At 51.2% G+C, this 16,648-nt stretch carries 8 protein-coding genes; 7 read left to right on the plus strand and 1 reads right to left on the minus strand.

Annotation, left to right across the window (positions count from 1 at the left end; translation table 11 throughout):
* Window positions 1-365 precede the first annotated feature (365 nt).
* Complete coding sequence (locus tag AMS66_RS21890) at window positions 366-1,298, minus strand: C1 domain-containing protein (protein WP_053782785.1); 933 nt, start codon at window positions 1,296-1,298, stop codon at window positions 366-368.
* A 433-nt stretch (window positions 1,299-1,731) separates the two neighbouring features.
* Here AMS66_RS21890 and AMS66_RS21895 point away from each other — a divergent pair, with 433 nt between their 5' ends.
* From AMS66_RS21895 to AMS66_RS21925, 7 genes are all read left to right on the plus strand, one after another.
* Window positions 1,732-3,525: a vWA domain-containing protein gene (locus AMS66_RS21895; RefSeq protein WP_053782786.1), complete on the plus strand. Its 1,794-nt coding sequence runs from the start codon at window positions 1,732-1,734 to the stop codon at window positions 3,523-3,525.
* 41 nt (window positions 3,526-3,566) lie between these two features.
* The gene (locus AMS66_RS21900) at window positions 3,567-6,956 is read left to right on the plus strand and encodes a tubulin-like doman-containing protein (RefSeq protein ID WP_053782787.1); all 3,390 of its coding nucleotides are present in this window, start codon (window positions 3,567-3,569) and stop codon (window positions 6,954-6,956) included.
* Window position 6,957: 1 nt separating this feature from the next.
* Window positions 6,958-9,522 carry a hypothetical protein gene (locus tag AMS66_RS21905; RefSeq protein WP_053782788.1) on the plus strand — a complete coding sequence of 855 codons (2,565 nt, stop codon included), beginning with the start codon at window positions 6,958-6,960 and terminating at the stop codon, window positions 9,520-9,522.
* Window positions 9,523-9,724: 202 nt separating this feature from the next.
* Window positions 9,725-11,008, plus strand: a complete 1,284-nt coding sequence (locus AMS66_RS21910) for a vWA domain-containing protein (RefSeq protein ID WP_053782789.1) — start codon at window positions 9,725-9,727, stop codon at window positions 11,006-11,008.
* Between the two features lie 20 nt (window positions 11,009-11,028).
* Window positions 11,029-11,676, plus strand: coding sequence for a hypothetical protein (locus tag AMS66_RS21915; protein ID WP_053782790.1), 648 nt, complete (start codon window positions 11,029-11,031; stop codon window positions 11,674-11,676).
* A gap of 57 nt (window positions 11,677-11,733) precedes the next feature.
* Complete coding sequence (locus AMS66_RS21920; protein WP_053782791.1) at window positions 11,734-12,993, plus strand: TRAFAC clade GTPase domain-containing protein; 1,260 nt, start codon at window positions 11,734-11,736, stop codon at window positions 12,991-12,993.
* Window positions 12,990-16,229, plus strand: coding sequence for a GAP1-N2 domain-containing protein (locus AMS66_RS21925; protein WP_053782792.1), 3,240 nt, complete (start codon window positions 12,990-12,992; stop codon window positions 16,227-16,229). Before AMS66_RS21920 ends, AMS66_RS21925 begins: the two co-directional genes overlap by 4 nt.
* Window positions 16,230-16,648: the final 419 nt, after the last annotated feature.

Below are 16,648 nucleotides of genomic sequence, written 5' to 3' on the forward strand. Positions count from 1 at the left end.
GTAGCGGCTGGGGCGGCCGTAGCGCCGACAAGCGCAGCTCCGGGCGCGGCAGTGAAGGTTCACGCCGACCGGATTCCGCAGGACGCGGTCCGGCCAAGAGCGACCGCCGTGATTCTCGTCGCGGACGGTAAAAGATAAAAACTCATGGCAGGTAGTCTGGAAGAACGCCATACATTTTCCAAACATCAAAACACCTCATCCTAGACCTAAGGATGGGGTGTTTTTTCGTCGAAGCTTATATGATAAAAATGATACGATGTCACGCGTAATTCCAGTACGCATGCAGGGGTGAACGGATTTCGGATCGTCTATATAGAGGGATTGAGTTTGCACTAATTTACGTTTCGAGTCCATATACAACAGTGCTACACACGAACATCTGCGTACGAATCCCGATATTTCTCGTTATACACCCGACCAACCGATTCCGCCAGACCACCGCGTGCCTTACCCGGATACAGCTCCAGAGTTCGATAGAGTCGCATGAACCGATCTTTGGGCATAAAGCGGGCATAGCGGGTAATAAGACTGGGGAACAACTCTATATATTTACTTTTGCGTACAGCAGCGGCGGCTACAGCCGTCAGGATCTGAATACCGTTGTGCAGCTGCAAAATATTAACCTCGTACGTGGCGATATACCGAATCGCATCTTCACGGACCAATTCCGGCTTCAGCCGTGCGATTTCACCGATATATTCAGCGAGCAGTCGCTCGAAGCTGCGCAGCAGCAGAGGTTTGAGCTGCAGGTCCATATCGCTGCGCAGAACAAAGGATTGCAGCAGCGCAACCTGCTGCAGACGAATCCGGTCGTTGTAGACGAGTGAGCCGATCTCACGGAGCATTTCGTAGGCGAGCGCTTCATCCTGCTTGCGCGCTTCTGCCACAAGGGCCCAATTCCGGTTAATGCCTTGGCGAATCGCTTCCTCGTCCTGACGCAGCATTCGTTTAAGTTCGCGCTGCTGTTCGGTCTGGAAGGATCGCCTTTGAATGAAGATCAGTGCAGCGAGAAGTACCAGGGAGACACTGGCTGCCGCCATCGCTTGGTCTATGCTTTCGCCAAAATAGATAGCAGCCGCACCAAGGATTACTGTAAAGAACAGGTCGCGTACAATTCGACGTTTCACGCGGGAAGCGGCGCGCTCTTCGGCCGAGGCAAGGGTGCCACGCCCACAGGCGGTACACTGATCTTCCCACAGACAGGTATACTGTCCGCACCGCTTGCAGACACGCAACTTTTGAAACGCATGCGTCGTTCTTATAAAAGGTCTGATGGATACAACTTGTTTAGGACTCATGCTCAATCACGCTCGCCATTCAGAATAGTGTAGAGGGTTCGATCTGCATCTTCCCGGGAAACGGGTTTGCGCCGATGAAGCAGGAACGCAATCCCCTTTATCATGACAAAAAGAAACAATATGGCCAGGCATCCGTATGTAACCATAATCCGTTCCTTTCTAGGCATAGTTAATATGCGTAGTTATAATGTTTACTGATCAAGTGTCGTTATATTGCAGTTTGCTGGCAATAACTATATCATATTTCCATAGTTGGAACTTTCATGCCAGTTCATGACGTGTATTCGTCGATTTTTGTCACTCATTACAAAACTGTAACTGAAGATAGGGGTGCTTTTCAGAATTTATTAGTAGACTGTTAAGATTTCCTTAAGGCTTGACGCCTATAATAAACTATTCCCATTTTAATCTCAAACGTGAAGGAGTACACCTAATGCTGCGGACACGCAAAATACGCTGGCTCAGCGGAACTCTGGTTCTGCTGGCATTTCTAACGCTGCTGCTACCTCAGGCGTTGCTGCCACATGCTGTAGCGGCTCAGGCACAGACAAGTGGAATCGATGCGGTACTTGTAGCCGATGTAAGTAATTCAATGAATACAAGTGATCGTGACAAGATCAGTAATGAAGCCATGAAAATGTTTATTGATATGCTGCCGGTCCAGGGGGACAAGGTAGGGATTGTCGCTTACACCGATCAGGTGGAGCGGGAAAAGGCATTGCTGGAGATTCAGTCCGATGCGGATAAGAGCAGTCTGAAAGATTTTATTGATCAGCTCGGCCGAGGGCCATATACCGATATTTCTGTCGGGGTGGCTGAAGCGGTGAATGTGCTGAGCCATGGGGCTGACAAATCCCACTCACCAATGATCGTGCTGCTGGCTGACGGCAACAACGATTTTAACAAAACCAAAGGCCGCACCCAGGCTCAGTCTGATGCGGATCTGGCAAAGGCCGTCAAGGAAGCACAGGATCAAGGGATTCCCGTCTATACGATTGGACTGAACGCAGACGGTAAACTCAACAAGGACGCACTGGCAGATCTGGCACAACAGACTGGAGGCAAGTCCTTCATTACGAATACGCCGGATGATCTGCCGCAGATTCTGAGTGAGATTTTTGCGGATCATGCCAAACTGAATGTGGTGAAGCTGCCCTCCATTACAGGAAACGGCAGTTATCAGGAAGTTACCGTGAACGTACCGAACGACAGTGTGCTGGAAGCGAACATCTCGATCATGTCTTCAAAACAAGTGCAGATCGAATTAACCGATCCTTCCGGCAAGGCCGTGGATCTGAATTCAAATGCAGCCAAGCTTTCAACTTCGAAGAGTTATTCCTTGGTGAAGCTGCTTAAACCCCAGGAAGGCGACTGGAAACTTCGGGTAAAAGGGGCTCCCAAAGACAGCATCGATATCAACCTGTTGTTCAACTATGATCTCCAGCTCGTCGTGGACCCAATTAAGACCAAGTCCTATACGAAGGGCGACAAAGTCGATCTGACAGCCAAGCTGGAGAATGGGGGACAACCGCTGCAGGATAATGACCTGTATGCCGATATGAAGGCGACATTGGTCGTAAACGATTTGGATACAGGCAAAAGCGAGGAACAGCCGATCGAAAACACGGGCACAGAGTTCACCGGAACGTTTGAAGTGCCGGACAACCATAAATACGAACTCGTCATTCGGGCAGAGGAGGACAGCTTCTACCGGGAAAGTGCCCCAATCACGATCAATGCGGGTGGAGCAGCCGGAAGCGGAACTCAACCAACGACTTCTGCTGGCGAGCAGGATAAACCATTCCCATGGTTACCCGTTATTCTTGGTGTGATCGCTCTGGTCGTTGTAGCCGTTGGAGGCTGGTTCCTCATGGGCTGGCTAAAACGCAAAAACCGCGGATTTGTTGGACAGATGGTTGTTGAAATTCGTGATGAGAACACCGGGGACAAGTCTTACCCGCAATATAAAAAACTGGCCTCCTTCCGGGGCAGATTCCATCTGCATCAGCTGTTACAGCTGGACCCTGAATTGAAGGAAACCGAGAAATATGTATTTACACCCAGCAATGGGGATCGAATTATAATTCGCAATACCGCAGGTGGAACGTTGGAGAAATCCGGCCGTGCCGTTGATGCAAGCTCAGGCGTTGAACTGAAGAACGGTGACCGACTGAGCATCCCGCTGCAACAGGCGGACAAGACCATTTTAATTGAATATTTGGTATAACAGGCATTTGCACTTGCAGATGACGAAAGGGAGGACTTGGAATGAAACCGATTGTTAGAGAACATATTCAGCAACTGGATGTATCGCTTGGCGGAGGGATTGTCAGCGAGAAAATCAGAGTCGATACGATTGATAACCCGATTCTGATTATCGGCCTTGGAGGAACAGGTATTGATGCGCTGTTGCGCCTTAAATACCAGATTAACCGACGTTTCAAGCTGCCACAGGACCCGGTATCCAAGAAAAAAATGGACAAACCGTCCAACGTGGAGTTTCTTGCTTTTGAAACGAACGAACAGGATCGCGCGAAAAGGTATAAGGGCATCGGACTCGATCCAATTAATGAATTCGTACTGCTGTCCAATGCCGAGATTGGTGGACTGCTTCAGAATCGCAGCGTATTGGAGCCATATATTACGGATTGGTTGTCTCCGGAGCTGAGCATCACCGATGGCATGAACGGCGCCGCAGGGGTGCGTCAGGCTGGACGTCTGCTGTTGTTTACGAAGATTAACCAGGTCGTTCAGGCGATCGACAAAAAGATCAAAACGTTATCTGTAGGCACCAACAAAAAACTGATGGTGTTCCTGCTGACAGGTCTTTCCGGTGGTACGGGCAGTGGTTGCTTCCTCGATATTTCCTATATCGTGCGAGGGATTATCGAACGTGATCACGGCTCCGCCGGGATTGACCGTGTGAACACGCTTGGATATCTGTTCACACCAGACGTGAACCTGTCCAACAAAAGTTTGAGTGAGCATACTCGTGAGTACATCCGCAAGAATGGTTACGCTGCGCTCAAGGAACTGGATTACTGGATGAACGTGGATAGCCGGGGAGAGCGTTTCTCCCAGAAATACGGCAATATTCTGACGGTGAATTCACCACTGCCGCCGTTCAACCTGTGTCATCTGATTTCTGCAACCAATACGGAAGGCAAACTGCTGGAGAACGCCTATGATTACTGCATGAACGTTACCGCCGAGAACATCACCAACTTTATGGCGAGTGAGGAAAAGCAGTCGGGCGAGGAGTTTGCCATTCACGACTATATTAGCAACATTCGTACGAACATTGCGCAGATGAACAAGGCGTACCCGGCCAACTATGATTACAACATCATCGGTGCATCCTCAGCGGTACTGCCGATTGAAGAAATGACGACCTATCTGGCTTACCGTATGTTCGACAAAATGAGCACCATGTTCTCCAAAGCGCCGAATCAGGAGGATACCGAGAAGTTTGCCCGCAAGCTGGGCATTGATCTCGAAAGTGTGGTCAAGTCCTTTGAAGCCCGCGTGCCGGAGCCGCTGCCAGGTTACCAGAACAGCGAGCGTCTGTCCTATGGCAATGTGGTGAAATCACAGGTCGTGAACATGGACACGGAACTGGAGCAGAACTTCCTGGCCCGTGCCCGTGAAGAATATATCAAGGCGAAGAAGCAGCTGCCTGGAGAGATTGCGGGTCAGTTCACCGAACAGATCCGGCGCATGTTTTTGCATCCTGAACAGGGTCCGTTCTATGTCTCACGCCTGATTTATACGGAAAAAGGCTTCTGTGTACTTAAGATGGTTCAGTCGTACATTGAAACCCTGCGTGAGAATGCATTCCGCATTCCGCGTGATATTGAGGCTGCTCAGGAGCAGTCCGAAGAGAAACTGGGCGATGCGAAGAGTGCTTTCGTCTCCAAAGACAAGAAGAAGAATGCTTATATTGAAGCAAAAATTCATGAGTACTGGCTGCATGCCGATGTGGAACGCAATGATCAGATGATCGAGTTCTACGAGGACCTGTACGAATTGCTGAACCAGGAAAACAGCCGCATTTATAACGTATTTACCGAAACGCTGAACGCGCTCAGCTCGATCTTCTCCAAAAACGGGGATATTCTGACACGCGGCGAAGAACAATCCGATCACAAAGGCAACAAGACTTATTATTGGAACGTTGTAAGTGTGCCAGATATCGTCAGTGTGGTGGATGGACTGCTGGACAAGCGCGATACGGATGATCTGATCCGTGACTTCTCCCGTGAATTGCTGGAAAACTCCAGCCAGTGGGTGAAGGAAAACGAGATCGATATCGTCAGCTCCATCTCTGATTTCCTGACTGAGAAATTCGGGGATCTGATTACCCGCTCGATGGAGGACTTCCTGGTTATTAAATATGGACAGGATGAGTCGGTCGAGAAATTCGTGGAACGCTTCATTGCAGGCAAACTGGATGATGAGGCGGTACCGGTGTTCAATCTGAGCAACAGCACAGGCAGTCTGCATTTCCCATCCTGGGGATTCGTATCGGTGCCAGCACAGGCGCCGGGCATTCTGAGAGGGATTCGCAACTATCAGAACAATGCGGTGGGCAAATCCCATTTTACCGTCAAGGAAAGTGAAGTGCGCAACCGGATCTTCTGGCTGAACACTCGCAACGGGGTACCCCTGTTTGTGTACACGCCGCTCAAAGTATATGAGGAAAGTTATGAACGTACCATTTTGGACAAAGAAGGCATCGGCCGCCATCTGGTGCAGACCGAGAAGAACAACTGGACCTATCTGCCGTCTCCGATTCCGGAAAAATCCTGGGGTGATGTGTACGAGAACGCTCGGGTGAAGCAATACAATGCCCGTGTACGCACTGAATTCGAGCAGGCAGTTGGATACCGGATTGTTACAGCCAAAACAATTGACGAAAACACAAGCAATCGCTACGCCGTTGTTACGACAGAACCGTTCGACTTGTCCGCGAAGCTTGGTGCCTACGACATGCGCCTGACGTCCACTACGCCGAACCTGGGTGAAGTGAAGCGTGCAGTTATGGAACTGAAACGCCTGCAATCCGAAGGATTGCCGCGGGTGTCGGTGAAGGACATTTTCGGAAGTATTAATGAAGATATGGCCAAAGAAAACCTCGTGCGTTCCCCGCAGTTGATCGCGCGGGTACGTGAAGAACTGGCGAAAATGAACGCCATCTCGGCCAAAGTCGCTGAACTGGAAGGCATTCTCGCCCAGCACCAGGACGAGGAGCAGTGGTATGACCGCTTCATCGAAGCACTCTACACGGATACCATCGTGAAGAAGGGCGCGCTGTACGTCTATGACCGTGATCCCGAAGAAGACGCATGGGAGCCGTTTGCGAACCTGATGAAGAGCCGCAACTTTGCTGAATATGAAGTGTTTGGTAACTTCCGTGGACTCGCGGAGAAGGATCGCAGTACATTGCTGCGCAAAGCTTCCCGTCGTGATAACGACCTGACCGCTTCTGAAGATATTACGCCACTGCTTAGCAAGCTGGATGATCTGGCTGCATTGTTCATGGAATCCCGTGATCGCCTGGAATACGAGCGAGTGGAACTGGCAAACGGGGAAGACATCTACCAGTTCTACAGAACGATGTCATCGAAACTGAATGACATTCGCAGAAGGCTGAAGTAAGATGGTGGCCGGGATGGAGTTCAGCTCGAACAATGCCCTGAAGCGTAATCTGGAGAAGTACGCAGCCCAGTATGCAACAGAGCAGGAGCGTCAGGGCAGCCTGGGTGATGGTCGCAGCAGTATCCATTACCCCGCCCTGTTCCTGTTCGTGGGTGATCAGGTCGCTCCGGCAGTATCTGCTGTCCAGGAGATCAATCGGCTGAAATGGGATAACGGAGAAGGCGTAGTCTACGTACAGATTGGGACGGAAGATCAGGATGATGACCGTCATCTTGACCATGACAGCAGCGGACGAATGAAGCATGACAACGATAATCGTGTTCAGCTTGACCGCGGTGAACATAGAGATGACCGTCAACCATCATATCCAGGTGTGCATCGTACGGCTGACGCTATGAGTCGCAGCTCGTTCGATGACGGTCAGGTGACCCGCCACGTGCTTCCGATATCCGGTGCACAGACCGGTCGACCGTCCAAAACACTGCGCAAGGATGTACACCGCAGCTTCCACGATTCCGATCAGGCCCTGTTTGGTCTGAATCGCACCTTGCGGCGGGTGAGTAATCGTATTGCCGAATACGGACGTTTGTATTCGTCGTTCGATCGAATCTACGTGACGGTCGTGACCCGGGCAGACGATCCATTGAATGTGTTGTTACCGGAGCTTACCAAGCTGACCGAAACGATATTGGCTCAATCCTTCAAGTCGGTACAGACCGATCTGCATGTGCTGGTCAGCGAGATGGAGCAGGTCGATTCCTTTGGATATGCAAGTGCAGCAGGACTCGCTTTTTTGCGGGAACTGGATTACATGCAAGGGCTGGACTATACGTTCAGCGGTAATCTGCTGGTTACGGAGGACGGTATCTCTATTCCGGTTGTGCATCCTGCATCGCCATTGTTCGATCTCGTATACATTTTGTCAGACAAAAACGAGCGGGGAACCGGCGTACCCGGCGGGTGGATCGAAAATGCCGAGATCATCTGCCGAATCTGTCTGCTCAAGAACCGGAAGCAGGATGCAGAGAGCTCCGGTGCTGTTTCAAGCACAGGAGCCAACACCTATAACAATACGTCGTTCAAAAACAATATACGCACCACTTCGGATCAGCACGGTTATGCCAGTGCAGGCTTTGCCGAGATCAGACGGCCGAACAAACCGATTGCTCTCGCGGTGTTGTATCACCTGTATCGTTATCTGCTTGAACGGATGCGGCAGGAACCCGAATGGAGCATCAAGGACAAGCTCGCCTTCTTTGGACTGGACGGGGCTTCGGTAGAGCGCAAAGTGGAAGGAATACTTCCTGGTGAGGATCTGGTGGGTGGCATGAGCGGCATTATGACGCATAACGTCAGCTTCACGGATCTGAAGCCGCTCTCGCTACGTGAAGCGGAGAGAGCGCTGTTCGGTCATGGGGCAGAGGCGTACTTTCGTGATAACGTGGTCCGTCTTGTCGAGGAACGAGTGCGTCAGCGTAGTACAGAAGGCTCCCTTCGCCGCCAAGCCGAGCAATCGCGCACGGAGCATCCTGAGGTTGGCTATTTTCAGTGGGCCGCCTGGAGTGACAACGGGTTCGGCAGTGTGCGAGAGGCATTGCTTGGACTGATTCGGGATAAATCGGTGCAGCTTGACTCCGCACGTGCCTTGCTTGAGCAGCGTCAGCAGGAACGGGTAGAGGATCAGTCGTTCAAACGGGCGTTGTTCCGTGACAAACAGAACGTGCGCAACCTTATCGATTGTTTGTTGGAGCGGGTGTATGTGCCCAAGGTTGAATTGCTTCGTCTGGAGAATGAATTGCAGCTGCTTCGTGTCTACGACACAGAAATGGAACAACTGCATACGTTCTGTCGGAAGGTAACAGAAACACTGGCAACGCTGGAACGTATCTTGCGTGAGACCGCTGTAGAGAGCATCGCCGCTGCAGATGAATACATCGGGCAGAACGTGATGGAATACTACGGGAAAGTGACGGAAGCGCTGATCGCCGATTTGGAGGCAAAGCGCGGACGGGATGTCTGGTTTGAGGACCGCCATATGGGGGATATGAACCGACTTGCGACCGAAGGAAACGAGCGACTCCTGCAACGTCTGATGGAAGTATGTCATGCAATGCTGCTTACAGCAGAACCGCTCAGGGTACCTTTCGAAGAAGAATTGTTGCTTCGGGCAAATGTTACAATTACCTATGGCGACAAAAACGTACTGACCCGCGATGATCTGTTCCGCCGATTGTACCGCACGCTGGAGGAGCAGGCGGTCGTTCGGGTAAGAGTATTCGACTATACGCAGGAACATCGTTATGAAGAGAAATATTTCTTTGGTGATCACCATAGTGCCTTCATGGACTATGCGGCGCATGCCGAAGAAACGTCACGGATCTATAAGCTGGGTGTGGTATACGAAGAACGAAGCAGTGGTGTGGAGAAGCTGAATCTGATGGGAGGCTTCCATCTGGAAGACTTGATGGTGTACCGCAATGGCCGAGTGTACTACGATTCTTACACGGAGAATGGTTATGAGCTCCATCCCTCCGATCTGGCCGAGAAGCTGTCACCCATGCGCTAAAACATAAGACCGTGTCTCTATGGACGGAAGGGAGGTACAGATGGGGTTGAACTATGAGGTGGGCAGGTGTAATTTTGATTGCTCCTTCATGGCTCAACGTCGATCTGTTTTCCGTCAGGGATATGGAATCGTTCATTTTTGATTACCCATCTTGTATTAACTCAGCCTACTCTTGGCTGGTTTGGAAAGGATGCATGCAAACATGCAGCGAAAAATCAATCTTCTCCTGGTCCTGTTCAGCCTGATTGGCGGAGCTGTGGGCTTTGCGGCTGGAGAAATCATGCTTCGTCAGTGGCTTGGAGAAATGCCTCGTCTATTGCTGATGGGATTATACTTTGGCGTGCTGGCGCTTAGCGTGGGATTGTTCTGCTTACTCGCAGAAATGATCTCGCCAAAGCTGAATGGAGCTTCCTGGAAGCTGCGATATTTGGGGTTGTCCTGGAAGCTACTTGTTCCGGCAACGCTGGCACTACTTTTTGTCGTTGGACTTGCCCTGCAATTGCTGTATCAGATTAACCCAGGCGGTGCGAAGCAAGTCAAAGATATTATACTGATGATCGATAACTCGGGCAGCATGAGTGATACAGACCCGGATAACGGTCGGTTTGAAGCAGCCAAAACGCTGATCAGCCAAATGGAGAGCGATAAACAGGTAGCGGTCATTACCTTTGATGACCAGCCCCAGTTGTTGCAGCCGTTCATCCAGATGGACAGTGAAGCGGCTAAAAATGAGGTATACAGCAAGATTGACGGCATCGTGACGACGTCGGGCGGCACCAATTTCGATGCAGTGCTGCGCGAAGCGATGGAGCAGGTTAAGGGCAAACAGGACCCGAAACGCGGAACGGTGGCGATCCTGCTATCCGATGGATTTAGTGATGTAGACACCTCGGGCATTTTGTCTGAGTATGCGAATGAACAGATTGCTGTCAATACGGTCGGTCTGAGTCTGGTAGACCCTTCCGGAACCGACTTGCTGCGTCATATCGCACAGCAGACGGGTGGTATGTACTATGATGTACCGAATTCCGGGGGTCTTAATCTGGCATTCCAGCAAATTTACGATACGATTGACGAACGAACACTGGTGACTGAACGTACAGGCATGATGGAGCACAGTACGTATCTGGCTATTTTCCGAGTGGCTGCCCTGCTTCTGATTGGCGTAGCGCTGGGCATATCGCTTGGGCTGGTATTCGATAACCGTCATCTGGCGATCAGCTTCGGTATAGGTGGTGCCGTATCAGGTCTGTTGGCAGGACTCCTGCTTGAATGGGGCCTGGACGGATCTGCGGTTGGTGATGCATTTGTAAGATTCGGAGCGATGCTCATCTTATCCGCCGTGTTAACCCTGTTCACTTGGATCATTCCGATCAAGGAGAATACACCGCGCAAGACTCGTGGGCGTCGCGAGGCTGGTGGAGGAGCCAATTCGGTGGAAGGATTCGGTCAGCGGGCAAGAGATACGCGCAGCAAAGGATTTTAACGTCTGGAGGTAGGCGATAGATGCGTTTTACGGATGCAGACCCTTCAGCGCCCCTGATTCGCAGACTGACACTTGCAGTGGACGAGAGCCAGTGTACACTTCGCTGGCTCTGGCCAGAGAGCGTGGAAGCTGTATACGTTGAACGGCTGGAGCTCGATATGATGGGCGATGATCGTACCGGAGAACAGGCTGCACAGGGCAAGCTGAAGCTATACACGAAAGAAGAATATAAGGCGAGCAATGGATATATGGATCGAATTACGGGTTTTGGTGCCATTCGGTACACGGTGTATGTGTGTCAGATGGAGGAAGACGGGCCAGTTCTGGTGCGTCAGCGTGATGGAGACAACACGGTGATTGCAAGCGCAGGCAAGGCGGATATTCGTTTTTCCATCCGATACAAGAGTGGTTTTTTTCAGAAACGAAAAAGTGTGCTGATGACCGTCACGGCCGAAGCACCTGTTCCGAAGGAGGCGCTCTGTTATGTCCGCAAGCAAGGCGGGGTTCCGTTGAACAAGGAAGATGGCACGGTGTACCCTTTTGTGAGTGATTTTGCTCCCGGGAGAAATGAGATGCCACCTGTCGAAGTAGCCAAGGACGATTACGTGAGGTTATTCTTCACGGACGGACCAAAATACGGAGCCGCTTATCGGCTTATTTCAGACTAGATGGTTGGACTAAGTGTAAATCATCTTAGTTTGACTAATCAGGGGAGGGGAGTGGCTATGAGCTTTTTTAGTCGGTTTTTGAAGAGACAGCAGCCGGAAGTACGGCCGTTGTTTTACGATATCGTATGTCCATATTGCTTCAGCAAGTTTTCACCGGAGGAGGTTGTGTTCCGGGCTGCGCATCATCGCGACGATGATGAGGACTACGCACTTGGGGAAGATGCGAAGCTGAATCGGTATCGCGAACGGTTTGGGTTGGATACGGTATTTGATATGGAGGCCGTGCTGGCTCCACATGATGTACCTGAGGAACATCGCATCTACTCGGATAACATTGTGATGGGACTGAACGATCGGTACGGTGTGGTTACACGGCGTCGGCTGTGTCCACAGTGCCATAACGAGCTGCCTGTTACGGCGGGTAAAGCACCAAGCAATATTATTTCCATTATAGGCGCATCACAGGTGGGTAAATCCGTATACATGACTTCATTAATTCATACATTGCAGCATTACACTGCTGATCACTTTGATGCGGCCTGCATGCCGCTGAATGCGGAGATTAGTCGACGCTTCCGTGCCGATTATGAGGAACCATTATTCGAGCGGGGCGATCTGCTGGATTCAACGCAGAAGGAGAAGCTGCAGGAGCCGTTTATTTTCCAGTTTGTATTTAAGGATGAAGATAAAGCTCCGCTGACACTGGTGTTCTTTGACGTCGCTGGTGAAGGTATGGTGGAGCAGGACTATCTGGGACTTCACGGGCAGCATATCAAGAACTCGGCGGGCATTCTGTTCATGGTGGACCCGCTCCAGATTCGTTCCATCCGGGACAAAATCCGCATCAACCTCGGCAATGAGCCAGGAGAGTGGACGCCAAGATACGATGAGCCGCGTGATGTGGTGCTGACGATGTTCGGTGACTTTATCGCTTACCAGGACAAAGCCAAGACGAATATTCCAACAGCCGTTGTACTCACCAAAAGCGATATGCTGCATTCCCTCAAGGATGAAGAGGGCGATTACATCAAATCCAACAGTAATGTGTTCCGCAACATGGTGCACCGCGACTGGTTCGACCTGACCGAATTCGAGAATATCGACGGAGAGATTCGGCGTTTTATCGAGAAGGTGGACCGTCCGTTCAAAGGCACGATGGATGTGTACTTTAAGGATACGGCTTACTTTGCGGTGTCTGCGCTGGGGAGCAATCCGGTGGATATGAAGCTGCAAGGCGTGGTCAGTCCAATCCGTGTCGATGAGCCATTTCTCTGGCTGCTGTACAAGCTGAAGTACATTGAGGGGAGAGTGGGATGATGCGTTCTTCCATAACCCCGTCAATTGAACAACAGATGTACACCAGAGAGCGGCGCGGGGTGTTTCGCACAACGGAGGGGTTCGATACGGTTGCTGCATCGCCGGGACTGGACCCTTCTTTTATCAAAAAAGTGCTTCATCCCTACTGCGTCTATGACGCGCCAGCAGAGCTGACGGGCCGGAGTGAGAAGGATGAGACGAAGTTCCCACCGTCCATTCATTTGCTGCATCTGGAGAGCGGAGAGACGATCCTTGGGCAAAATGTGTACCAGTCCGCTGATTTTACCGGGCTGCGCAGCGCTTTTTTTGCCCATAACTATGTCCTGTCTCCGGAATGTTCAGAAGAGCAGATGAAACAAGGCGGCTGGCTGGATGCTGTGTTCGCCACGTCATATGACATCGAACAAGGCACAATACTGCCTGCGCTTACTGAATTGCCGCGTACAGCTGGAGTGGGACAGGGGTCTGCCAGAGGGACAGGCTCGGGCTTCGGGACAAGTCCGGCTGGTGGCCTCGGCCCAGGTTCTTCTCCAAGCCAGATCCTCGGTGCTTTGAAATTGGACGAAGTGGTGTTCAAACGTCTGCTCTACGCTGTCATGCAAGCTGTAGCAACACGACGGAAGGTATATATTGCGCTGGATGTGCCCGCTGAAGAAGTTACAGCCGGAGCCAAGGGGTTGCTGCGTTTGCTGTTTACGGCGCTGCCTTACGCGTTCCGGCGGCAACTCGGCTTCATGACATTTGCCAAGGAGCCGCAGGCGAAGAAAGGCATCCACCTCCAGTTTGTGGAGCGAGGTACACTGCGTCCGAAGGACCGGAATACGGAGAAGGATTTCACCTTCGATCTGGTATCAGGCAGAGTTACCCATGCAGATGCATCTGTGGCGAAGCTTCCTTACGCGGAATTTGCCTGGTCTCTGCTGCATGAGCCAGCAGCTGCCGACCCGTTTTACGCTTTTGCGGATGAGATGCTGTCCGGGATGGAACCTGGACGAGAGCTATCCATTGAAGCATACGGGGAACTTTCTATGTTCTATCGTCTGGAGCAGGGCAGGGAAGATATGTACCTGGATAACAAAAGCCATGTTCTGAGTGGCTTGCTCACCTACTTAAAACCGGAAGGCGGAGCGCAGCAACGTTCACGCTTGAACGAGTTGTTCCTTACACTGCTTAGCCGTGAGCTGGACAGCGTCAAACGGGAGAATGTGCCTGAGGAATCGGTCGCTGCACGCATCGGAGAGTATTTCCGGGTCGCTGCGCCAGTCGTACAGTCCCGAATCGTGGAATATTTCATCTATGGCGTTAATAACGCCCGTTCGCAGAAACGAATGCGTGCTGTGCAGGAACTATATGGCTTGCTGGATCGGGACAGCCTGTTAAGCCGCGCTTTTTTCGACAAAGTGCTGACGAACGAATCACTGACCAAGCTGTTGTTCGAGCCCTATCTGGATAATCAGCTGAAACGCACGGAATCAGCTGCTGACGTCGTGGAAGTAATCCAGAGATGGATTACATCTCACCCGTCTGCCATCCACAATAGCTTCTTGCTGGAGCGGACTGCAACCGAGCTGCGAGAGCGCTTATGTTCTGCGCCTAACCCAGTTCAGTCTGCCAATGAAGCCCTTAAACGGGTTAGTGTACTGGACCGCGTATCCGCCTCAGGTTCTTTCGATCCAGGCATTACCGCCCGAATTGGGCAGTCTGGATCTGTAACTCGCGCTAGCCGGAAAGGTGGACCTGAGTCGGCTGTCCAACCACCGGCATATCAGGAGGATTTAACTCGACTTGCCGATAAGCTGGCTTACGTCATTAATTTGTTTATGATTCAGGATCTCGATCTGGAGCGGGTTAATCGTGAACAGCTGCTAAGTATTGATATTTTGTTGCACGGAAACGAGGTTCGGGACTGGGCTGCTCGCCAGGGCTCAGATGTATCCGCACGTACGAATATGATGCTGGCGGCGAGAGCATGGCTTAGCGGTGAGGGGCGTGACGAAGAGGAATTGGAAGCACTCTCCTTGTCCGAGCGTAACGAGCTTCAGCGGTGGGCTCGCCGCTGGCTTGCCGGAGAGCTGCGTGAGCTTCCAAGTACGGCTGTATTTGAAGCACTGCCGCTGGCTTTCTATCGAGGTGGCAGTAGCAGCAACAGGCTCGATTATCCAGGCCTTATTGAATTTATCTATAGTAGTTCAGGACGTACAGAAGTGTTGTATCAATTTATGGAGTGGTCAGGGAATCAACGTTTGTTCATTCGCGGCTCCAACGCACACAAGGGATACTCTGATGCAATCGTGGCCTATTTCCAGGCCCATGATCGCGAAGCCTTTAAGTCAAAATCAGCTTTCAAACCCTATTATGCGAGAGCAAGCAAGACGATGAAACCCGCCTACGACCGCGCCAGAACAGAGTTGTCTTCTCCGCTGGTACGTATGCTAACAGGTAAAAGGAAAAACCTTTTTCTAGGATCGGTCATTGTCATCTTGATTCTTGGTATTGCCGGAGGCATATATGCTTTGATGGGGGATAAGGCGGAGACGCCAGCAGCATCACCTCCACCGACACAGGAGCCCGTTGTTCCTGCTGAACCTGAGGTACAGCTCGCTGAACAGATCGCCTACCTCGTTCCAGCATCCGAAGCGGCCGACGGTACACAGACGCCTGCCCGATTGGTGATCCGTTACAGAAGCGAAACCGACAACAACGCTTTGCAAACGGACGCTCTCCAATGGAACTTGAAAGATGGTACTAAGCAGGAGCTCAATTCTGAGGGTGAATGGGAGAGTTTCAATCGAAATGAGGAGCCGGATGGTGAAGGTGCGGTTGGAAACAGCTCAGAGGGCGCAGCTGAAGGAAGCTCCGCAGATTCTTCTACCAATACTGCGGATGACACTCAGCAGAGCGGAGAAGCCGAACAAGGGGCAGATTCAGCCACAACGGGGGACACCACTTCAGATGCAACAGCAGGGAGCACATCTACGGATGCAGGGACTGGAAGAAGCTCTGACACTACGGATGAAGGCTCTGCACAGGGAGAAGCAGGCGGCACGCCTTCAGATTCTTCTCAGTCCACGGGAGCAGGTTCGCCTTCAGTGGAAAATCTGACTGTAGCCGAAGCAGATCGCCTGTATCCCTATGGGCACCAAGTGGAGCTTCCGGGCGATATCGATCTGGAGAACATCGTGAGTGTTCAGAGTGGGACGACCGTGATCAACCTGTTCCCGGAACCGAAGCTCTGAGCAGGAATATGTATCAATGCAGAATACAGCACCTCGAAGAATTTCGAAGGGGCTGTATTTTTGTTTTTGTTCAAGCGATGAAAAATGACATATACAAATTGATTCAATACAGGCCTATTTTTCACAATTCGGACACATTATTAAGACGTTGGGCACGAATGACCATGCGCAAAGCGACGAAATGCACGCACACGATGAGAAAAGCTCTCACATGAAGTGAGGACAATCTGACCGATTTCCATTAAAACACTTCAAAAATAGCTCCCAACCATCAGGGAATTTGGTATTTGGTGTTGACAAATGATAATGATTATCAGTATCTTTAGTGTATAAGATCTTGTTGCGCCGGAAATACGCTGAATTAAAATTTCGTTTTCGTTGTCATAGCCGGAATACATAACCGGGATAAATGAGAGAGG

The organism is Paenibacillus xylanivorans (assembly GCF_001280595.1).
Lineage (GTDB): Bacteria > Bacillota > Bacilli > Paenibacillales > Paenibacillaceae > Paenibacillus > Paenibacillus xylanivorans.